Below are 22954 nucleotides of genomic sequence, written 5' to 3' on the forward strand. Positions count from 1 at the left end.
TTATTTTATCATGTTGTTTTTGATTTGTCAAGAACTTTTTTAAGTTTTTTCAAATCTTTTTTTCAACCGATTTGCTGTCCGTTGACAGCTTGTTTACTTTATCATAGTCTCAAGCGTTTGTCAACATCTTTTTTTATTTTTTTAAAAAACATTTTTTCAAAAAAATAAAGCGGAGAAGGAGGGATTTGAACCCTCGCGCCGCGTTAGCGACCTATACCCTTAGCAGGGGCACCTCTTCGGCCTCTTGAGTACTTCTCCAGACTCCGAACTAATAGTTCAATATTAAATTCGAATGCACTTTGGAACTTCCCGAAGCGCATTTGTAATTATATGTAAAAAAACCTGTTTTGTCAACAGGTTTTTTTGTTTTTTTTCATATTTTTTATTTTCAACTTCTTTTCGTCATTGATTCTATAGCGAATCATAACTATTTTCCAGCATAAATACGCCATTTCAGGCATATCTGGCTATGGTTTCTTCGATACGTCTTTTTACCTCTGATGCAATTTCTGTTGTTTTCATATCCTTGTATTCTTCATAATATATTGGTTCCAGAAAATGCACCTGTACAGTCAGCTTCTTAACAGAGCCTGTATCAAATGCTTTAAAAGAATCGATCAATGCGACCGGCACGATCGGACATTTTGATTTTGTTGCAGCTTTAAAGCTCCCGCCTTTAAATTCCTGCGGATGATTTCCATCTTTGCTTCTGGTTCCCTCTGCAAAGATCAGATAGTTGCGTCCTTCCTTTACCTCTTTGATAACCTGAAGAATCACCTGCATAGACTGTTTTACATCCTCACGATCGATCATAAAAGCTTTCATGCATGCAAATACCTGTTTCAGAAACGGAACATCCGTAAGTTCCTTCTTGGCAACTACAGAGAATGGCACCGGGCATACTTGTATGATTGCAAGTACGTCAAACAATCCCTGATGATTTGGAAAGAACATAAATCCATTTTTTTTTGGTATGTTCTCTACTCCATGTGCATCAATGATCAGGTTTCCTCCCCGTATTGCTCTGTGGTCTACCTGTTGTAGAAGCTTATATCTTTCCTCTTCTGTATAGCGGTCCACATGTGACGCATACCAGCACAACTTGAACCATCCATATGGAACAAAGAAAAGATTTCTCAATACCATAAATAATATTCTTTTCATTTTTTGTCCTCGATATATTATGATCCTATTTTTTCCGAAATCTTATCTTCATATCCCGGATTCTTCTTGATAAATGTCTCGTATGCTTTTGTATATGTCTTATATGAATCTGTTTTCATAAATTTGGCATACTCTGTCGCAGCCTGAGTTCTCATATCATCTGTGATCTGAGATGGAGCCATGATATAATATGTTTTATCCTGTTTACCTACCATATAGGTCCCTACACATGGATACTCCTGGTCATCCTCCAGAACCAGATTATATGTAATATATACATATGCATACTTATCATTCTCTGAAAGAATCTCACAGTTCTGAACAGATACTTTCTTTGGATTATGTGCTTTAAAGTAATTGAGCGTTGCTGTAATTTCTGTCTGAAGATCTGCTTCGGTATTATCTTTCTGATTATAGCAGTCTTTTACTTTGCTTTCTTTTCCATCAACATAGGACTGTATCAGTTCCTCTGTTACTTTTTCCGGTGATTTATGACTTACACCTCCGCATCCTGCCACGCAGAGTGTCAGTAATACCAACACTCCCGCTACAAGATATCTATACCATTTTTTCATGGTTATTCCTCTTCTCCTCTGTTCTCACCCTGTGCATCCTGATCAGTTTCTTCTGTTACAGCTGATACAGCTTCTGAAATTTTCTCTCCAGTTGCCAGCTGTGTATTCTGGTCTTTCTCTTCTTTATCCCTTACTTTGGCTACGCTGGCTACAGTTACACCCTCTGTAAGATTAATCAGTTTTACACCTGAGGTGATTCTTCCAAGAATGGAAATATCGGAGCATGCAATTCTGATAATAATGCCTTCTGTCGTGATCAGCATTACTTCGTTATCCTCATTTACAGCTCTCGCACCAATTACATCACCGGTTTTCTCTGTGATCTTATAACACTTCACACCTTTTCCGCCACGATTCTGGCAGGTAAATTCACCCATAGAAGTACGTTTACCCATACCATTAGCAGATACGATAAGCAGACAGTCTCCCTGAGAATTCAGCTGCATGGAGACAACTTCATCGCCATCATCAAGGTTCATGCCTCGTACGCCCATGGAAGTCCTTCCGGTGCTTCTTACATCTGTCTCTTTGAAACGGATACACTGGCCATTCTTTGTAACAAGAATAATATCTTTCTTATCATCAGTTAATTTGACTTCGATCAGCTCATCATCATCGCGCAAAGTAATCGCTGCCAGTCCTGTCTTACGGACATTTGCATAGTCCTCAGTCGGAGTTTTCTTCACAAGGCCGTTCTTTGTAGCCATCATCAGATAACTTCCCTCATCAAACTTACGGATTGGGATCACTGCTGTGATAAATTCACCCGGCATAAGCTGTAAAAGATTAATGATTGCTGTTCCTCTTGCGGTACGTCCTGCCTCAGGAATCTCATATGCTTTCAGACGGTATACTCGTCCTGTATTTGTGAAGAACATCAGATAATGATGTGTGGTCGTCATCAGAAGTTCTTCAATGTAATCGTCTTCAAGAGTCTGCATTCCCTTGATTCCTCTTCCACCTCTGTTCTGACTTCTGAAATTATCTACTGTCATTCTCTTGATATATCCCAGTTTAGTCATTGTGATCACTGTATTCTCTCTTGGAATCAGATCCTCTGTAGAGATATCATATACGTCAAATCCAATGGCAGTCTTTCTCTCATCTCCATATTTCTCTGCGATTGCGAGAATTTCTTCACGAATCACGCGAAGCAGAAGATTTCTGTCAGCAAGAATTGCTTCGTATTTGCGGATTTTTTCCATTAAGTCAGCATACTCTGCTTCCAGTTTCTCTCTTTCCAGACCTGTCAGAGCACGCAGACGCATATCTACGATTGCCTGAGCCTGAACATCCGTCAGCTCGAAACGCTCCATTAATTCCTGTTTTGCGATCTGTACATTCTGAGAAGCTCTGATAATACGGATTACTTCATCAATATTGTCAAGAGCTTTCAGCAGACCCTCTAAGATATGAGCACGTTCTCTTGCCTTATTCAGATCATATTTTGTTCTTCTGGTCACTACATCTTCCTGGTGAGCCAGGTAGTATTCCAGCATTTCCTTCAGGTTTAACACTTTTGGTTCAAGACTTCCGTTATTTGGAATAAGAGAAAGCATATTTACGCCAAAAGTATCCTGCAGCTGTGTATGCTTGTACAGTAAATTCAGAACTACGTTCGCATTTGCATCTTTTCGCAGATCAATACAGATTCTCATGCCTTCACGGCTGGAATGGTCGTTAAGGTCTGTGATTCCATCAATCTTTTTATCTCTTACAAGGTCTGCGATTTTTGAGATAAGACGTGCTTTATTTACGAGGTATGGAAGCTCTGTAACGATAATTCTGGATTTTCCGTTTGGAAGAGTCTCAATATTTGTTACCGCACGTACACGGATCTTTCCACGTCCTGTTCTGTATGCCTCTTCAATTCCTCTTCTGCCAAGAATCGTGGCACCAGTTGGGAAATCAGGACCTTTTACGATGTCCAGGATTTCCTCCATAGTGGTTTCTCTCTGTTCTTCAATCGTGTTATCAATGATTTTGACAACAGCATCTATAACTTCTCTCAGATTATGAGGTGGAATATTGGTTGCCATACCTACCGCAATACCGGAAGTTCCGTTTACCAGAAGATTTGGATAACGGGATGGCAGAACAACAGGCTCTCTCTCTGTCTCATCGAAGTTTGGCTGGAAATCAACTGTATCTTTGTTGATATCTGCCAGCATTTCCATGGAAATCTTGCTCAGACGTGCCTCTGTGTATCGCATGGCTGCTGCCCCGTCACCGTCTACAGAACCAAAGTTTCCATGTCCGTCTACCAGCGGATATCTGGTAGACCATTCCTGTGCCATATTTACAAGTGCACCATAAATAGAACTGTCACCATGTGGGTGATATTTACCCATTGTATCACCGACAATACGCGCACATTTACGATGTGGCTTGTCAGGACCATTATTCAACTCTATCATGGAATACAATACACGACGCTGAACCGGTTTCAGACCATCTCTTACATCCGGCAATGCTCTGGAAGCGATAACGCTCATTGCATAGTCAATGTAAGAGTCCTTCATGGTCTTTTCCAGATCCACCTCGTGGACTTTGTCAAAAATATTATCTTCCATTTATCTATTCTCCCTATTATCAGATATCCAGATTCTTTACAAATCTTGCATTCTCTTCAATAAATTCACGTCTTGGCTCTACTTTATCACCCATCAGTGTAGTAAATGTCAGGTCTATCTCAGAAGTTGCTGCTTCATCCATGGTAACCTTGAGAAGAATTCTCTTCTCCGGATCCATAGTTGTCTCCCAAAGCTGGTCTGCATCCATCTCTCCAAGACCTTTGTATCGCTGAATCTTGTTATTTCCGTCACGACCGATATCTGTCAGAATCTGATTCAGCTCATCATCATCGTATGCATACCATACTTTCTTGTTCTTTTCAATCTTATATAACGGTGGCTGAGCAAGGTATACATAGCCCTGTTTGATAAGTTCCGGCATAAAACGATACAGGAAAGTCAGCAGTAAAGTCGCGATATGTGCACCATCGACATCGGCATCAGTCATGATAATGATCTTGTGATATCTAAGCTTACTGATATCAAAGTCATCATGGATACCTGTTCCGAAAGCTGTGATCATTGCTTTAATCTCAGCATTTGCATAAATCTTGTCCAGACGTGCTTTCTCTACATTCAGGATCTTACCTCTCAGTGGAAGAATCGCCTGTGTTACACGATTTCTGGCTGTCTTTGCAGAACCACCGGCGGAATCTCCCTCTACGATGTAAATTTCGCAGTTCTCCGGATTCTTGTCTGAACAGTCAGCAAGTTTTCCAGGAAGTGACATATTATCAAGTGCTGATTTTCTTCTGGTGAGATCACGAGCCTTACGTGCAGCCTCACGTGCTCTCTGTGCAAGGACAGATTTCTCTACGGTAGCTTTCGCTACTGTCGGATTCTGTTCAAGAAAGATTTCAAGCTGTCTGCTTACCACGCTGTCAACAGCACCTCTTGCTTCGCTGTTTCCAAGTTTCTGTTTTGTCTGTCCCTCAAACTGAGGATTCTCAATCTTAACACTGACAATAGCAGTCAGACCCTCTCGGATGTCATCACCACTCAAGTTCGGTTCGCTGTCTTTGAGCAATTTATTCTTTCTTGCATAATCATTGAACGTTTTAGTCAGAGCATTTCTGAAACCTACAATATGAGTACCGCCCTCAGGTGTATTAATGTTATTTACAAATCCATAGCAGTTCTCGGTATAAGAGTCATTGTGCTGCATGGCAACTTCTACAGATACACCGTTCTGCTGCCCTTCACAGTAAATGATCTCCGGATACAGTGCCTCTTTACTTCTGTTAAGATAGCTTACAAACTCACGGATACCACCTTCGTAATGGAAAACTTTCTCTCTTTCCATTCCTTCTCTGGTATCTTTCAGACAGATTCTCAGTCCTTTTGTCAAAAACGCCATCTCTCTCAGACGCTGTTTCAGGATATCGTAGTCATATACTGTTTCCTCAAAGATTTCTTTATCCGGCAGGAATACAACAGTCGTTCCTGATTTATCCGGCTCACAATCTCCTACAACTTTCAAAGGATACATTGTTTTACCACGCTCATAACGCTGCTGATAAATTTTACCTTCATGGTAAATTTTTACTTCCAGCCAGGTAGAAAGTGCGTTTACTACAGATGCACCTACTCCATGAAGACCACCTGAAACCTTGTACCCTCCACCGCCGAACTTACCACCGGCATGAAGAATGGTGAATACTACTTCGACAGCAGGAATTCCTGCTTTATGATTGATACCTACCGGAATACCACGTCCGTTATCTACGACTGTGATAGAATTATCCGGATTAATAACTACCTGAATCTCCGTACAAAATCCAGCAAGTGCTTCGTCAACTGCATTGTCTACGATCTCATAAACCAGATGATGAAGACCTCTGCTGGATGTACTTCCGATATACATACCTGGTCTCTTTCGTACGGCTTCCAAACCTTCCAGAATCTGGATTTGATCCGCTCCGTATTCTGTATTTTCTCCGCCCATTTCTTTCCTCCTGTTATATATAGTTATCACCAGAATATATCTGAAAACCCTTGCGGGTTAATTTCCGCAAGAAACCATAAACTGGGTTACTGTTCACTTCATTCTCAGTAACTAAACAGGTTTTCAAATATATTCTGGTATTTGGACATAATAATACAAATTTATTATAGCACAAAAGCCTGTTTCTTGCTACAAATTATATAAAAAGAATCCCCGCTAACGGGAATTCTTCTATAAATTCTTCTGTGGTTTTTGCTTCTTATTTATCCGAATTGTTAATGAGATACTGATAAACCTCTCTCTTCGTCATACCTCTGTCATTTGCCACCAGTTTCATGGCTTCTTTTCTGGAATAGCCTTTGTTTTCGTATAGTTCCATGTGTTCTTCTATCGTTATTTTTTCCCAGGAAGCTTTCTGTTCTTCTTCCATTTCTTTTCTGCTTCTGCCTTCGATTACCAGAACACATTCACCCAGTGGTTTCTCCGTCTGATAATACAGAATCAGATCATCAATCGTAGAATGAAAAGCAGTTTCATGTTTCTTTGTCAGTTCTCTACAAAGCGTCATCCTGCGGTTTCCCAACGTTTCTTTCAGTTCCTCCAGAGTCCTTACCAGTCTGTGTGGTGCTTCGTAGAGAATAATGGTTCTCGTTTCATTCTTCAGTTCTTCCAGAATCTGTTTTCGTTCTTTCTTATCTGCCGGCAGAAAAGCTTCAAAAGCAAATCTTCTCGTTGGTAGCCCGGACAATGTCAGTGCTGTAATACAGGCAGCAGGTCCAGGAAGTGATGTTACCTCGATTCCAGCCTCATAACACATCGCAGCCAGTTCTTCTCCCGGATCAGAAATACCAGGTGTGCCTGCATCTGTGATCAATGCAATATTCTGGCCTTCCTGCATTTTGTTGATCAGTACATATGCCTTGTCGATTTTGTTATATTCATGATAGCTGGTCATAGGCGTCTTTATATCAAAATGATTCAGCAGTTTGATACTGTTTCTGGTATCTTCTGCTGCAATAAGGTCCACTTCTTTTAATGTGCGAAGTACCCGGAGTGTGATATCCTCCAGGTTTCCTATGGGTGTTGCGCACAAATACAATTTACCACTCATAATTTATTCCTCTCATATTACTTTGCCGATAATGTTTTTTCGTAACTGTAAATCAACTGAACAATTACGATTTTTCCACAATTCCTGTTCATCAGATCATATCATAAATCTTCAGGATATTCTCCGTATAAACTCCCGGCTCTTTATATACGATCAGCGGCGGCTCCACTGTCACTCTGGAATTTCCGCCTTTTAATGCCTCAATCAGAACCATATTCGGCTCTCTGTCTATGTATGGATACACCAGCTGCATTCTTTTCGGCTCCAGGCGGTATTTTATAAGAACATTCATAATCTCTGCAAGCCGAAATGGTCTGTGCACCATATAAAATCTCCCACGCTCTTTCAGAACTTTTGCTGCCTGACTTACCACATCTTCCAGATTACATAATACTTCATGTCTGGCGATTGCCTTTGGCATATCCGGGTTTCTCTGTCCGTGCTGTCCAATCATATAAGGTGGATTGCTTGTCACTACATCAAAAGAGGCCGCCCCAAAAATCTCAGCAGCCTCTTTAATATCTCCCTGCACGATATCAACATCGTTCTCCAGGTGATTATACATGACACTGCGTCCGGCCATACCTGCACATTCCTGCTGAATCTCAAGGCCTGTGAAATGTTTTCCACTTGTTTTAGCCTTGAGCAGAATCGGAATAATTCCTGTTCCTGTTCCCATGTCCAGAGCAATCTCACCTTTTTTCACTTTTGCAAAGCCGGAAAGAAGAACCGCATCCATTCCAAAACAGAATTTATCCGGATCCTGAATCACATAATATCCGTTTTGAAGATCATCTACGCGTTCGTTATCTTTTACCAGCTGATCAGTCATTTAATTTGGAATCTCCTTTTTTGTCTTCCAGATTTCCAAGTTCCTTTAATTCTTTGTCTGAGACTTTGACTTTCTTCTTTCTCGGACGGAATTTCAGTTCATCCACCGGAAATTCCTGAATCTCTTTCTCGTCATTAATCTCAACGATTACCTTTACACGCTGACGAAGTACGTTCACGCTGTGTACAGTTCCTGTAAGTCCATCCGGAGTTGTGACAGAATCGCCCAGTCCCGGAAGTTTCTTATTCAGTTCCTCATATGTTTCCTGCTCATTCTTCAGACAGCACATTAATCTTCCACATACTCCGGAAATCTTTGTCTGGTTAAGAGACAGATTCTGCTCTTTCGCCATCTTAATAGATACCGGTGCAAATTCTGAAAGATAAGTATGGCAGCACAAACATCTTCCACATATACCGATTCCACCAAGAATCTTCGTTTCATCACGAACACCGATCTGTCGAAGTTCAATACGTGTTTTGAAAATTGCTGCGAGATCCTTTACAAGCTGACGGAAATCAATTCTGCCGTCTGCCGTAAAATAAAACAATACTTTATTGTTATCAAATGTATATTCCGCATCTATCAGCTTCATCTCCAGACCATGCTCACGAATCTTCTTCTGACAGATTTTAAACGCTTCTCTCTCTCTGACTCTGTTCTGTGCCTCTCGCTCATCATCCTCCTTTGTCGCTACGCGGAGTACTTCTTTGAGAGGATGAACAACATCTTCCTCACCTACTTCTCTCGGTGCAAGTACAACTTTCCCGTACTCTATTCCACGGGCAGTCTCCACGATCACATGATCGCCAGTTTTAATCTCGTAATCCTTAGGGCTGAAATAATAAATCTTGCCTACATTACGAAATCTTACGCCTACTACTTTTGTCATTCTATTTCTCCCTGATCGTCAGGAACAGTAATTCAAATGCCAGGTCAAAATTAACATTTGCTTTCAGACGTACCTTTGTCTTCTGAATGGAATCCAGGATTTTCTCCAGATTCTCATAGGAACGCTGTTTCGCCTGTTCTCTGATAAAATTAATTTCCTGCTTAAATACCAGATTATCAACTTCCTGTGTTGCCTTGAACATCAGGACATCTCTGAACCAGAACTGGAAAATATCCAGATAATCATTAATGTTCTGTTTCTCTCCTGAAAGGCTCTTGATCGCATCTGACAGTTCATAAACTTCCATGGTATTTGCATATTTAAGGATTCTCAGTGCATTCTGAGTCATCTCTGCAAATTCCCGGGAAGTGGCGGCTTCCTTTGCTCTTCCGATACTTCCCTGTGCAAAAGACGCATCAATCTCTGCCTGATAGTCAGGAACATGAAGATGTTCCATCAGGTATTTCTTCACAAGACCATCATCTACTACCTTCAGGTCAAGACGAACACATCTTGACTGAATCGTTGGCAGCAGTCCACCTATATTATTCGTCAATAACATGATCACTGCATATTCCGGCGGCTCCTCAATTGTTTTAAGAAGAGCATTCTGTGCCTGCGGTGTCATAAGATCTGCATCTGCAATAATATAAATCTTGTAGGGACTATAATATGGCCTGATATCCACATCATGAATCACCTGATCCCTGATCTCATCAATTGTGATCGTTCCCGGTTTCTCATGTGTAACCATAATAATATCCGGATGATTCTTGCCCATAGCTTTCTTACAGGAATCACATTTCTGACACGGTTCTGTACCGCCGGCTTCGCATTGGAGTGTAGCCGCAAAAGTTCCTGCAAGAAGTTTCTTACCAGAACCTGGTTCGCCGGTAAAAATATAAGAATGCGATATTTTTCCCGCATCTATTGCATTTTTTAAATGTCCGATAATCTCATCATGTCCGATAATGTTGTTAAATCCCATCATAAGAATCACCTCACCAGTCCGTTTTGTAAGATATTATACCATAAAAGAAGATCTATTGCATAGATTTTATATAATTTACGATTTCTTTCACACATTCGTCGAGATCTATATTCTGAAAACGTTTCCATATTCCGGCCCGGAGAATGTTCTCCTCTGAGAAATCCGACTGGTCCGCAATAAACCGTCTGCACATTTCCTCGTATTTCGGATTTGCCTGCTCACGCTCCCTCTTAAGAGCGCGGCTAAGTCTTTCGCCATCTTCTACCTGGATATAAACAGGGCAGACCGCATCATCCCCATAATATTTACGCATTTTCTTAAAGGATTCCAGCGTTCCAATACCAAGGTAATCAGAACCAGTCAGGTCCACCTGTCCGTCATCTGCGGTAAAATATGTCCAGATTCCGTGAACGGTATGATATGCTCTCGCCTCGATCAGATTTCCGTTTCTGCGAAATTCTTTCAGTTTCTTATCATCTACAAAGTAGTAATTCTTCCCATCCTGTTCCCCTGCCCTGATAGGGCGTGTCGTATACAGGACCAATGTCTTTAAATTCAGTTCCTTATGTGCGGCCAGAAGTGAATAAATTCTGTCTTTTCCGGACGCACTTTTTCCCATAATGTAAAAAATCTTTCCCATGTCTGCTATTTTATTCCTTTGCCGGACTGTCATCTTCCTGTCCCGATTCATTTCGGGCCGCCACGCAGATCGTCTCAGCAGATGTATCACTAAGCCCCTGCACTTCCAGTCCCTGTTCCATGTATCTTCTCACATTTCGTACGAATTGTCCAGTTATCTGCTCTCCCGGCACAATAATCGGGATTCCCGGCGGATACAGGTAAGCAAACTCTGCACTGACCTTTCCAATACTCTCTTCCAGAGGATATCTTCTCTGCTGTGCATCCATTGCCTGGGAAATACTCATAAGCTGCTTCATTCTCGCATAAGAAACAGTCTCCTGGGATTCCTCCGCTGAAGCTACGAATTCTGTCTCTGTATCAATCTGTTCAATCGCATCACATAATCTTTCAAATCCCTCTTTGGTATCTCCAACTGCCGCAATCCCCAGCGCATATTTCTCCGCTTCCATTTCCATCTCAATATGAAATCTGTCGCGAAGCATCTCGTGAAGCTGATGTCCATTAATTGAAGTTCCCACTGTTGAAAAGAGAAGCTTCGATCTGTCAAAATCATAGATTCCGGTTCCCTTAATCATAGAGGCTTCGATCAGCCTTATCTTTTCACAATTTGACAGTCTCTGCCTAGCTTGTTCCAGATTAAAGGTAAATTCCCGAAACATCTGCTGCCCATCTTTTTTTAATTTATCCATACACGCATCCATGCTTGCCATCAGAATATAAGAAGGACTGCTGGTCTGATAAATGCCCATAAATCTTCTGATTTTCTCCACATCTGCCATGTCACTGCATATATGAATCACCGCCGTCTGTGTCATAGATGGAAGCGTTTTGTGAAAACTCTGAATGACGATATCTGCTCCCAGATCTGCCGCCGAAACCGGAAAATAATCTGAAAAATGAAAATGTGCACCATGTGCTTCATCCACAATCAGTGGAATCTCATGTCTATGCACCACTTCTGCAATCGCCTTTATATCAGACACAATTCCGTCATATGTAGGAGATGTCAGCAGAAATGCCTGTACATCCGGATTTTCTTCCAGATATCTTTCCACACGCTCGGCAGAAATCCCTCCGTTTATCCCCAGCCGGTGATCTTCGTGTGGATAAATATAGACAGGCTGTAATTCTCTTAAGTACAATGCATGATAAACTGCTTTATGACAGTTTCTTGCCACAAGTATCCTGCCACCTTTACTTACGCTTGCACTGACTGCTGCCAGAAGTGCAGCTGTGCTTCCATTTACACTAAAAAAACATTTCTTTGTCCCATAAATCTTAGCTGCATATTCCTGTGCTTCCTTCAGGATTCCTTCTGCATGATGAAGATTATCAAACCCGGAAATCTCCGTAATGTCTCTCTCAAAAGGAAACTCTCCTGCTGAGGATGCCTTATTTCGCTTATGTCCCGGCATATGAAATGGATAATAATCCGACTGCCCATAACTTTCTAATTTTTTATATAATCTTTCCATTTTCTTCCTTTCTTATACTTTAAATCTGTAACCAACCCCCCAGATTGTCTCAATATACTGCGGTTTGGCCGTATTAAATTCGATTTTTTCACGAATTTTTTTAATGTGAACAGTAACTGTTGCAATGTCTCCCACTGATTCCATATCCCAGATTTCTCTGAACAGTTCTTCTTTAGTAAATACTCTGTTAGGATTCTCTGCAAGGAATGTAAGAAGATCATACTCTTTGGATGTAAAGGTTGTCTCCTCTCCGTTCACCCATACACGGCGTGCAGTCTTGTCAATCTTAATGCCTCGAATCTCCACAATATCATTCTTTCTCACATTTGATCCGATCAGACGATTATATCTGTCCATATGTGCCTTGACTCTGGCTACCAGCTCACTCGGGCTAAACGGTTTTGTCATATAGTCATCTGCGCCAAGCCCCAGACCTCTAATCTTATCTATATCATCTTTCTTTGCAGACACCATAATAATTGGTGTATTTTTCTCCTGGCGCACCTGTCTGCAGATATCAAAGCCATCCACTTCCGGCAACATCAGATCCAGAATGATCAGATCAAATTCCTCATTCAGCGCCTTAGTCAGCCCTGTATCTCCTCTGTTACAAATCTCAACCTCAAATCCGGACAGTTCCAGATAGTCTTTCTCCAGATCTGCGATTGCTTCTTCATCTTCTATGATTAAAATCCTGCTCATTTCATTGGTACCTCCTGATACTTTCTAAGTACAAAATACATAATCGTGCCGATTCCAAGTCTGCTTGTAGCCCAGACCTTTCCACCATGATCCTCAAGAATTTTCTTTACAATGGAAAGTCCGATTCCGCTTCCACCCTTGGAAGAATTTCTCGACACATCCGTTCTGTAAAAACGGTCAAAAATAGATGTAAGATCTTTTGCAGCTATTCCTTTTCCATTATCCTCTATCTCAACCTGTATGAAATCACCTACGTCTTTAACACGAATCTGAATGATTCCCTTCGGTTTATCCATATATTTGATGGCATTACTGATAATGTTATGGATTACACGACGGATCTGTTCACCATCTGCGATTACCTGTACGCCACTCTCCACATAATTCGCATATACCAGTTCTATTCCTCTTGTTTCCAGTTCCAGTCCTGTTTCTTCCGCACAGTCGCTGAAATAATCCTCTACATTCAGTTTACTGAATGTATATGGAATTCTGTTTGTATCAATCTTGGAATAAAAGGTCAGCTCGTTAATCAGATGATCCATCTCATTCGTCTTGTTATAGATGGTCTTTACATAACGATTCATTTTCTCCGGAGTGTCTGCCACCCCATCCATAATGCCTTCTACATATCCTTTCACTGCGGTGATAGGTGTTTTAAGATCGTGGGAAATATTACTGATCAGTTCCTTGTTCTCTTTATCCAAAAGAACTTTCTCTTCTGCCGACTCTTTCAGCCGTTTTCTCATCTCTTCAAAATCTCTGCAAAGCTCTGAGAATTCGTCATCTCCCTCTACTTCCAGAACGAAGTCCAGATTTCCCTCTTTGATATTCTGAGTCGCTTTCTTTAATTTTACCAGTGGTGTTGCAATGCTTCTGTATATCCACAACCCTATCGACAAAGATGTAAAAACCAGAATTACCGTCGCCGTAAATAATACATCTTTGGCTATCAATTTTACCTGCGTCTGGCTGTTGGCTGATTCTCCAACAGAAATATCATACACAACCTCTGAAGAATTCTTTGCCTGCTGCGCAAATTTCGTATGGCTTAATCCATATAAAGTTGCTGAAAATAAAAGCAGCGGAACCAGAATGCTCATGCCGAACCCCACTATGATCCTTGTCTTTAACTTCATTTGAACCATCCTTTATCTTTTTTATTTAACCGGATCAAACAAGTTTCCCATTTCCATTACAAGGCACAAAACAGCAGCCTTATCCAATCCGGACAGCTTAAAAATATTATATCATAAAGTCTCTTTGCCATATCTAAATTTTCTATAAAAAGAACAGGAATCATCTGTCAGATATTTACAGATAATTCCTGTTTCCTCTTTTTTGTATTTCAATTTTCTCACAACTGTATTTTCACAGTTGCTGCAATATCTTCCCTGCTATCAATTATGCAAGATATTTCTTAAGATCATCAACCTTGTCAAGATGTTCCCATGGAAGATCTACATCTGTACGACCAAAGTGTCCGTAAGCAGCTGTCTGTTTGTAAATCGGTCTTCTCAGGTCAAGCATCTTAATGATTCCAGCCGGACGAAGGTCAAAGTTCTCACGAATAATCTCAACCAGTTTTGTATCAGAAAGTTTGCCTGTTCCAAATGTTTCTACGTGGATAGATGTCGGATGAGCAACACCGATTGCATAGGAAAGCTGAATCTCACATTTATCTGCAAGACCTGCTGCAACGATATTCTTTGCAACATAACGTGCAGCATATGCTGCAGAACGGTCAACCTTTGTGCAGTCTTTTCCGGAGAAAGCTCCGCCGCCGTGACGACCAGCTCCACCATATGTATCAACAATGATCTTACGTCCTGTAAGTCCACTGTCACCGTGAGGTCCGCCGATTACGAAACGTCCTGTCGGGTTGATGAAGTACTGTGTATTCTCATCTACCATATCTGCCGGGATAATCTCATCAAATACATATTTCTTGATATCTTCATGAATCTGCTCCTGAGTTACATCCGGATCATGCTGTGTAGAGCATACAACAGTATCGATACGGAAAGGTTTTCCAGCTTCATCATATTCAACTGTAACCTGAGTTTTTCCATCTGGTCTTAAGTAAGTTAATGTACCGTCTTTACGAACTTTTGTCAGCTGACGTGCAAGTTTATGTGCCATGTTGATTGCATATGGCATATATTCTTCTGTTTCGTTTGATGCGTAACCAAACTGGATACCCTGGTCTCCGGCTCCGATAGCGTTGATCTCATCTTCACCCATCTTAGCTTCCAGTGCTTTATCTACACCAAGAGCGATATCTGCAGACTGTTTATCCAGAGCTGTGATAACTGCACATGTATCTGCGTCGAATCCATATTTACCACGGTCATATCCAATCTCACGAACAGTATCTCTTACAATCTGCTGAATATCGATATTTGCAGTTGTTGTGATTTCCCCCATTACCAGTACAAGACCTGTTGTTGTAGCTGTTTCGCATGCAACACGTCCCATTGGATCCTGTTCCATGATTGCATCAAGAACGGCATCGGAAATGGCATCGCACATTTTATCCGGATGGCCTTCAGTTACAGATTCAGAAGTAAATAAAATTTTCTCCATTGTATTCTCCTTTTTTCTATGTGTTAACAAAAAGAAACAGCCCGAAGTAATCGGACTGTCTGATTATCTCAACAATCCTCTTATTGTTCGATCACTCGCTCAGGTTGGCACCTTCCTCCACTAAAGGGGTTGCCGTGGCTTCGCAGATCCTTTGTATCTCCACCACTCTGAATAAAAGGCTATTACTAATTATTAACTTTCATTAATATTGCTGCACACCATACAATATACTTAACATCGATAATTGTCAAGCTATTTTTTTGGTATTTTTTATCATCCCACTCTTAAACGGAATTTCTGGATTTCTTTCTCACTGGATACTCTCTCGATCTCAGCGCCAAGGGATCTGAGCTTCTCTTCGAAATTCTCATATCCTCTCTGGATATAAACAATATCATCAACAATAGTGATTCCATCTGCTGCAAGACCTGCAATTACAAGAGCTGCACCGGCACGAAGATCAGGAGCACTTACTCTTGCACCAGTAAGCTTCTTCACTCCATCAATAATTGCTGAATTACCTTCAACCTTGATGTTAGCTCCCATACGTGAAAGTTCATCCGCATATTTAAATCTGTTCTCAAAAATGCTCTCCGTTACAATACTGGTACCTTCTGCAAGCGCCAGTGTTACAGCGATCTGTGGCTGCATATCTGTCGGATATCCCGGGTATGGGAGAGTTTTTACATGAGTACGATGAAGTCTGCCTGTAGAACGTACACGAACTGCATCATCAAATTCTTCAACTTCGCATCCGATTTCCTCAAGCTTAGCAGTGGTTGCCTCTAAGTGTTTCGGGATTACGTTCTTAACTGTAATATCTCCGCCAGTTGCTGCTGCCGCAAACATAAATGTACCAGCTTCAATCTGATCCGGAATAATAGAATATTCTGTACGGTGAAGTTTCTCTACGCCTTTAATACGGATAACATCAGTTCCTGCACCCTTAATATTAGCTCCCATGCTGTTTAAGAAGTTTGCAACATCTACTACATGCGGCTCTCTGGCTGCGTTTTCCAGGATAGTACGTCCCGGAGCCAGTGATGCTGCCATCATAATATTGATTGTTGCACCAACAGAAACAACATCAAGGAAAATATGGCTTCCATGAAGTTCATCTGCTTTTGCAACGATCGCGCCATGCATGATATCAACCTCAGCACCAAGTGCTCTGAATCCCTTCAGATGCTGATCGATCGGACGGCTTCCGATATTGCATCCGCCCGGAAGCGGTACTTCTGCATGTTTGTACTTACCAAGAAGTGCTCCCAGCAGATAGTAGGAAGCTCTGATCTTCTTGATATATTCATAATCAACACTTACATCTCCAATTGTAGATCCGTTAATCTTTACAGTAGATTTATCAATACGGTCTACCTGTGCTCCAATACCAGCGATTGCTTCAAGCAATACATTGATATCCCTTACATCCGGCAGATTCTCTATAAGAATCGTCTCATCAGTCATTATGGCTGCTGCAAGAATAGCAAGTGCCGCATTCTTGGCACCGGCAATCTCAACCTCACCAACTAAAGGGTTGCCTCCTTTAATAACATACTGTTCCATATCACACCTCTATAATTATTTTCACTCCACGAGCAGAATTAAGTACATCTTACTCCATACAAAAACAGCTTTTTTGCGGGTTTTATAACAACGTACATTTTATTTCAAATGAATATATGTTTATACTAAACGATCATCTTATTTTAAAGTCAGTTGTATATTATAACATATATTTAACATTTGTAAACAAAAATTATTTACCACTATCTGCTTCAGGACCTGTAATAATCACTTTCCCTGCTCTTTGATATGTATTATCTCCAGAATTGCTCTGAGACTTTCATCCAAATCTTTCCCATCCTCATCAATGGTAATATCTGCATATTTTTCGTATAAAGGTACTCGTTCTTCGTATAAGTCTTTCAGGCTTTGTCCATCCTTAAGCAGAACTCCACGTCCCTTAAGATCTCCAAGTCTTTTGGATAAAGCTTCCAGAGATAATTTAAGATAAATAACTTTACCTATGGATTTCAGATGCTCCATTGCTTCCTCGCAGTAAATAACACTTCCGCCAGGCGCAATCACTGTATCTGTCACATGAATAGCTACATTAACACGATTCTCTATTTCCATAAAACGTTCCGGCCCGTCCTGCGCTATGATTTCAGAAAGTTTTCTTTTCTCCTCTTTCTGAATCAGAAGATCAGAGTCCAGAAACTCATATCTCAAAGCTTTTGCAAGAATAACTCCTATTGTACTTTTCCCTGAGCCGGGCATTCCTATTAATGTCACATTATTCATGTTTATGTCCTTTCATTTTACCATACTTTTATCGTTTTTTACCGGAAGATTTTTTCTTCTTTTTTACGCTGTAACCAAAGGTTCCCAGTTTCTTTCCGATTCCCAGATATTCACCATGGGAATATACCAGCGGCTTCGCATCATTGAGATGAAATTTCTTCTTCTCATCCATATATTCCGGATCTGCATGGACTGCAAGTACATCTGCCAGAAACATATGATGAGAGCCTAACTCCAGAACCTGTTTCACTCTGCACTCAATACTTACCGGAGATTCGGCGATCATCGGTGCTTTAATAAATTCTGCCTTTTCCTTTGTAAGCCTCATTTCCTTAAACTTATCAACATCCCGGCCGGAACGTACACCACAATAATCTGTAGCATATGCCAGCTTCTCCGTTGTCAGGTTTATTACAAATTCCCCTGTTTTTCTGATCATATCATAAGAAAAACGGGATGGTCTTACGGCAATGGATACCATGGGCGGATTGGTACACACAGTCCCTGCCCATGCAACTGTAATAATATTATCATTACCCTCTCCGTCAGAAACACTTACCATAACTGCCGGAAGAGGATAAAGCATATTTCCTGCTTTCCAAGTCTCTTTTGCCATTCTATATTCCTTAACTGTTTTATTGTTAACACACGATAATTCACCACTTATCAGCTGTAGTCATTCTGTCCCGCCTGTGCAGCTTCCATAAGTGCCGGAATCAGCTGTTTCTTACGTGAAACTACACCTTTCAGGTCAAAGACACCATCCTTCGGTTCCATATGGAATGCAATACGCGCCATTTCTTCACTGCCCTCACCATAATAAAGAAGTTCAGTAGACTCCTCAATAATATTAGTAAGCATAAAGAATACGCGGGTAACTCCATGGCGACCACACTCGCTGACCATAAACGGAACCAGTCGTTCTTTTATTTCTACCAGCTCGTCGCTGTCCATAGAACTGATCTGTCCAACACCAAAGTTGATCTCGTCTTCTGCGATAAACTTCTTGTAATCCTGATAGAAAATCTCTTCCGGAGATTTATCTTTGAGGTTACTTCCTGCCTTAAACATTTCTCTGGCAAATTTTTCAATATCGATTCCTGCGATTAATGCCAACGCACCTGCTGCCATTTTATCTGATAAAGTGCAGGTCGGTGAACGGAACATCAAAGTATCTGAAATAATCGCAGCGCAGAGAAGTCCGGCGATAGTCGGTGAAATTTCAAGCTTCTGTTCGCCATACATTTCATACAGAATCGTTGCCGTACATCCAACCGGCTGATTTCTGAAAGAGATTGGTACCATTGTCTCTAAAGAACCAAGTTTATGATGGTCAATGATCTCTACAATCTCTGCCTTATCAATATTATCTACCGCCTGGTCTTTCTCATTATGATCCACAAGTGCAACTTTCTTCTTGTGCATATCCAGGAAGTTTCTTCGGGAAATCGTTCCGATACATTTTCCCTTTTTATTGATTACAGGGAATGCACGATGACGATGTTTGATCATCTCATTCTGAATATCATCGGTGAAATCTTCTGTGTTAAATGTAACCAGATTATCTGTTTTCATGATATATCTTACCGGAATACTCTGGTTGATCAGTCTCGCAATTGTAAATGTATCGTACGGAGACATAATGATCGCGATTTCTTTTTCATGAGCAAGTTTAATTACTTTCTCACTGACTTCAATTCCCATTCCAACGATAATACAGCTTACGTTCTGTGCAATTGCCTGAAGATGATCCTCTTCTCTGTCTCCCATGATGAGCAAGTCATCTTCTTCAATATAGGCTTTGAGCATTTCCGGATTTGCTGTTCCTACCAGAACTTTTCCCTTTGTAAAATATCCATGCTCATTTCCCTCTATCACAGTACCTGCAATTGTCTCGGCAATTCTTCTGTACTGTGTTCTTGCTCTGGATAACAGATAGCTGTCCGTTGTATCCATATAAGTCTTGGCGATATCACCGATAGTGATCAGACCTTCCAGCTGCCCGTCTTTATCTCTGATCGGGAGAGATACGATACTCTTCTCCATCATCAGATCCCACGCATTCTTCAGGGACATACTCTTGTCTGCATCCGGACTCATACGGATATCCATATCCTTTACCTGAGTTCCGATATTAGACAGATATCCAGGTGGCTGCATTCCAAAACGGTTTAATACATATTCTGTTTCTTCATTAATCTGTCCTGCACGTTTCGGAATATATTTTACTTTCTGAGAAGTCCTGTTTTTGATGTCCGCATAGGCGATTGCTGAACAGATAGAATCCGTATCGGGATTCTTATGACCTATTACAAATATTTTTTCCTGATTTCTCATACAGATTTTAACCTCAATTATAAATTTTAGTGTAATGATTCAGCCGTCCACTAACTGTGAAGATACTGACCCGTTGCAATTTAGTTTAACTTAATGTTTGCAAAAAGAGACGCAAGAGAAGTGGATGCTTCTTCCTTGGAATCCGGAAGTTCGATCACCTCTTCTTCGATCTCCTTAGCCATCATATCCGTAGCTTCTTTGATACTCAGGCTTAATTTTCCATCTTTAACAGCAGTTACTTTGACTTTTACTTTGTCTCCGACTGTCAGAACTTCAGATGGTTTCTTGATTCTTTTCTCACAGATCTGAGAAATGTGTACAAGTCCTGATAAACCATTTCCAAGGTCTACGAAAGCGCCATAAGGCTGCAGACTCTCAACCACACCTTCCGTTACAAGACCTACCTGTACATTGGAGATTTTTGTTTTTTTCTCTTCTTCTGCTTTCTCTCTTAATATTTCCTTTGCAGAAAGAATTAATCTGCCTTTTTCTTTATCAATATCAAAAACCTGAACCTGAATTGGTTTATTCAGATATTCATTTGTATCCTCTACATAGTTTAACGCAAGCTTTGATGCGGGAATAAATCCACGCACGCCTTCTACATATGCGATCACACCGCCGTTTACGATTCCCTTTACTACTACATCGATAACTTCTTTGGAATCCTTTAACTCTTTCAGTTTATCCCATGCCTCTACATCTGCTGCCTCCACTCTGGAAAGAAGAATATTTCCGTTTCCATCATCTTTTCTTACAACCGTTGCAGAAACTTCATCTCCCACGTGAACTTCTTCTTTTAATGAAAATCCCGGTTCTCTGCTGTAATCTTCTGCCGGAATGATTCCCTCTGCATAATATTTAAGGTCAATTACAACCTCTTTTTCATCTACACTGATCACAGTTCCTGTAAGAATATCTCCTTCTTCAATTTTCTTAAAAGAAGCTTCCAGTTCTGTTTCGTAATCTTTCATTGATTCAGCCATTATTTGTTCTCCTTTACCTGGATTTGTTATATAATGCGTTGCTGTTTCCTTAGAGCGTATTTGAAAAAAGCTCTGGCACACTAGTTTCTGGCAAGTTAAAAACCAGCTTTTTGCAAACATTATAGCACAATCACTTTAAGAATGGAAATCCGAATTTCCGGGCAGATATTTACACAACTAAAAATTTATATGGTATAATAGTGTTATTATTAACTGGCAGTATTTTACAATTTGTCAGGCAGTTAATTTTTTAATCTATTTTTTTAATCTATTTTTTTAAATTCACTTACCTCTGAAATACAAAAAAAGCAGAAAATAAATACAGCAATGACTTCAAAGGTATCGCATAGAAAAATATAATTGAGCATAGAAAGGACTTTCGTATATGAATTATGATTCTGTCCCATTGAGGGACTTTAAAGAGCTAAATGACTGGGAAACTGTTATTTTCGTTTATCAGTCTGCTCTTAAGCAGATTGAAACAAAGATTAATATTTTAAATGGTGAGTTTCAACACCGCCATAAATATAATCCTATCGAACATGTAAAATCCAGGATCAAAACTCCGGAGAGCATTGTAAAGAAATTGAAACGACATGGATATGAATCCAGTATTGAAAATATGGTTCGATATGTTAACGATATTGCAGGAATCCGAATCAGCTGTTCCTTCACTTCTGACATTTATCTGATTGCAGATATGATTTCCAAACAGAATGATCTGACAATTCTCGCAAGACGCGACTATATGAAAAACCCAAAGAAGAGTGGTTACCGAAGTTACCATATGCTGGTTACCACACCTGTCTTTCTTTCCGACAGTATCATTGATACCAAAGTAGAGATACAGATTCGTACAGTAGCACAGGATTTCTGGGCAACTCTGGAGCACAAAATGCATTACAAATTTGAGGGAGACGGACCAGACTACATCACAAAGGAATTAAGAGAATGTGCCAGATATGTAGCTGAGCTGGATGCCCGCATGGAAGAACTCAATAACGAAATCCAGAAATATGGGAAAAAAAATCCTCTATAAAACGAGGAGTGCCCCGGCAGTGGTTTACCGGGGCTATTATTATGAAAAAAATTTATGTGTAATGATAACACATTACAACGTCTTTCGTAGGTTCTTTCGAACTGTCTATATAATAGCAATTATTTATGAACAAAATATGAACTCGCCGTTAACTTTCGTTCATTTGCACAATTAATTCTATTTTTTATACTTTTTTTAGGAAATTGCCACATATATTTTATTTTTGCAATTCCTTGCACTTGTACATGTTGTATATCTCCATCACGTTCATATGTCCGTATCAGGCGGATATTTTTCTCTGAAAGTCCGGCAGCAGTCATATCCTTTTAATTCATATTCTTTTAATTAAAGAGACTCTTTGCAAAATCAAATAATTTATGCAGAATTCCTTTTACTTCCTCTTTGCCGATTCCCATTTCTTCAAGCTTATCATACACCTTTGTCACAGTACTTCTCAGCTGCTCCTCGTTAATATCTTAATTCTTGACCTGCTTAACGATCGTGACGATTTTATTCTCTTCCTCATCAGTAAGACTTACTCCAACAGTATTTTCTGCTGTCTGGATTACCTCTTTGATCTGGTCATCCGAAATATCCTGATCTGCCACAGCATCTTTTACATACATAATGATATCCACAACTTTATCCGGATCAGAAACGAGAGAATCTATTTCATTATCTGAGATAATCTCCTGTACAGATTCAACTGCATCTGATGCCATTACAGGCATTGCCGGTGTCGTGCACATGATCACTCCTGCAACAATAAGTGTTCCCAGTTTTTTTATTCTCATAAT

The 22954-nt window shown here is 40.4% G+C and carries 20 protein-coding genes, 1 tRNA gene and 1 riboswitch; of the genes, 1 reads left to right on the forward strand and 20 read right to left on the reverse strand.

From position 1 onward, the window contains the following. Positions 1-170: 170 nt before the first annotated feature. The 19 genes from AC058W_RS09145 to AC058W_RS09235 all read right to left on the reverse strand — a co-directional run bounded on the left by AC058W_RS09145 (position 171) and on the right by AC058W_RS09235 (position 21118). Positions 171-258: transfer RNA gene (locus AC058W_RS09145), tRNA-Ser, on the reverse strand. A gap of 195 nt (positions 259-453) precedes the next feature. After that, complete coding sequence (locus tag AC058W_RS09150) at positions 454-1164, reverse strand: lysophospholipid acyltransferase family protein (protein WP_117845287.1); 711 nt, start codon at positions 1162-1164, stop codon at positions 454-456. A 17-nt stretch (positions 1165-1181) separates the two neighbouring features. Then, the gene (locus AC058W_RS09155; RefSeq protein WP_117676549.1) at positions 1182-1739 is read right to left on the reverse strand and encodes a hypothetical protein; all 558 of its coding nucleotides are present in this window, start codon (positions 1737-1739) and stop codon (positions 1182-1184) included. A gap of 2 nt (positions 1740-1741) precedes the next feature. Continuing rightward, positions 1742-4312: a DNA gyrase subunit A gene (gyrA, locus tag AC058W_RS09160; protein WP_118411363.1), complete on the reverse strand. Its 2571-nt coding sequence runs from the start codon at positions 4310-4312 to the stop codon at positions 1742-1744. 19 nt (positions 4313-4331) lie between these two features. After that, entirely contained in the window at positions 4332-6257 is a 1926-nt protein-coding gene (gyrB, locus tag AC058W_RS09165; RefSeq protein WP_117676551.1) for a DNA topoisomerase (ATP-hydrolyzing) subunit B, read from the reverse strand. 259 nt (positions 6258-6516) lie between these two features. After that, positions 6517-7368 carry a 16S rRNA (cytidine(1402)-2'-O)-methyltransferase gene (rsmI, locus tag AC058W_RS09170; protein WP_118137416.1) on the reverse strand — a complete coding sequence of 284 codons (852 nt, stop codon included), beginning with the start codon at positions 7366-7368 and terminating at the stop codon, positions 6517-6519. Between the two features lie 91 nt (positions 7369-7459). After that, the gene (locus tag AC058W_RS09175) at positions 7460-8200 is read right to left on the reverse strand and encodes a tRNA1(Val) (adenine(37)-N6)-methyltransferase (RefSeq protein WP_118609735.1); all 741 of its coding nucleotides are present in this window, start codon (positions 8198-8200) and stop codon (positions 7460-7462) included. Next, positions 8193-9092 (reverse strand): PSP1 domain-containing protein, encoded by a 900-nt coding sequence (locus tag AC058W_RS09180; RefSeq protein WP_117676554.1) that lies wholly within the window; start codon positions 9090-9092, stop codon positions 8193-8195. The genes AC058W_RS09175 and AC058W_RS09180 overlap by 8 nt, the downstream gene beginning before the upstream one ends. A 1-nt stretch (position 9093) precedes the next feature. Continuing rightward, on the reverse strand, positions 9094-10083 hold the full coding sequence (gene holB, locus AC058W_RS09185) for a DNA polymerase III subunit delta' (protein WP_117845294.1): 990 nt from the start codon (positions 10081-10083) through the stop codon (positions 9094-9096). A 52-nt stretch (positions 10084-10135) separates the two neighbouring features. Then, positions 10136-10723 carry a nucleoside/nucleotide kinase family protein gene (locus AC058W_RS09190; protein ID WP_117676556.1) on the reverse strand — a complete coding sequence of 196 codons (588 nt, stop codon included), beginning with the start codon at positions 10721-10723 and terminating at the stop codon, positions 10136-10138. Between the two features lie 10 nt (positions 10724-10733). After that, positions 10734-12200, reverse strand: coding sequence for an aminotransferase class I/II-fold pyridoxal phosphate-dependent enzyme (locus AC058W_RS09195; protein ID WP_118516814.1), 1467 nt, complete (start codon positions 12198-12200; stop codon positions 10734-10736). Positions 12201-12212: 12 nt separating this feature from the next. Further along, entirely contained in the window at positions 12213-12902 is a 690-nt protein-coding gene (locus AC058W_RS09200) for a response regulator transcription factor (RefSeq protein WP_117676558.1), read from the reverse strand. Next, the gene (locus AC058W_RS09205) at positions 12899-14041 is read right to left on the reverse strand and encodes a sensor histidine kinase (protein ID WP_117676559.1); all 1143 of its coding nucleotides are present in this window, start codon (positions 14039-14041) and stop codon (positions 12899-12901) included. Before AC058W_RS09205 ends, AC058W_RS09200 begins: the two co-directional genes overlap by 4 nt. Positions 14042-14306: 265 nt before the next feature. After that, on the reverse strand, positions 14307-15488 hold the full coding sequence (metK, locus tag AC058W_RS09210) for a methionine adenosyltransferase (RefSeq protein ID WP_117676560.1): 1182 nt from the start codon (positions 15486-15488) through the stop codon (positions 14307-14309). 77 nt (positions 15489-15565) lie between these two features. Beyond that, positions 15566-15666, reverse strand: a riboswitch (SAM riboswitch). 95 nt (positions 15667-15761) lie between these two features. Then, positions 15762-17054, reverse strand: coding sequence for a UDP-N-acetylglucosamine 1-carboxyvinyltransferase (locus tag AC058W_RS09215; RefSeq protein WP_117676561.1), 1293 nt, complete (start codon positions 17052-17054; stop codon positions 15762-15764). Positions 17055-17282: 228 nt separating this feature from the next. Next, on the reverse strand, positions 17283-17795 hold the full coding sequence (locus tag AC058W_RS09220) for a shikimate kinase (RefSeq protein WP_117676562.1): 513 nt from the start codon (positions 17793-17795) through the stop codon (positions 17283-17285). A 28-nt stretch (positions 17796-17823) separates the two neighbouring features. Further along, positions 17824-18411 (reverse strand): flavin reductase family protein, encoded by a 588-nt coding sequence (locus AC058W_RS09225; RefSeq protein WP_479389995.1) that lies wholly within the window; start codon positions 18409-18411, stop codon positions 17824-17826. Between the two features lie 50 nt (positions 18412-18461). Next, positions 18462-20132 (reverse strand): putative manganese-dependent inorganic diphosphatase, encoded by a 1671-nt coding sequence (locus AC058W_RS09230; protein ID WP_117676564.1) that lies wholly within the window; start codon positions 20130-20132, stop codon positions 18462-18464. Between the two features lie 80 nt (positions 20133-20212). Then, a complete protein-coding gene (locus tag AC058W_RS09235; protein ID WP_117676565.1) occupies positions 20213-21118 on the reverse strand; it encodes a S1 RNA-binding domain-containing protein in 906 nt (301 codons plus the stop codon). Between the two features lie 385 nt (positions 21119-21503). On the opposite strand from AC058W_RS09235, the gene AC058W_RS09240 reads away from it, so the two are divergent. Then, positions 21504-22157, forward strand: coding sequence for a GTP pyrophosphokinase (locus tag AC058W_RS09240; RefSeq protein WP_117676566.1), 654 nt, complete (start codon positions 21504-21506; stop codon positions 22155-22157). 476 nt (positions 22158-22633) lie between these two features. On the opposite strand, the gene AC058W_RS09245 is transcribed toward AC058W_RS09240, so the two are convergent. Beyond that, a partial coding sequence (locus tag AC058W_RS09245; protein WP_479389996.1) for a DUF1002 domain-containing protein occupies positions 22634-22954 on the reverse strand: 321 nt, incomplete at its 5' end.

Source organism: Blautia sp. CGZ-1-C1 (assembly GCF_056504575.1).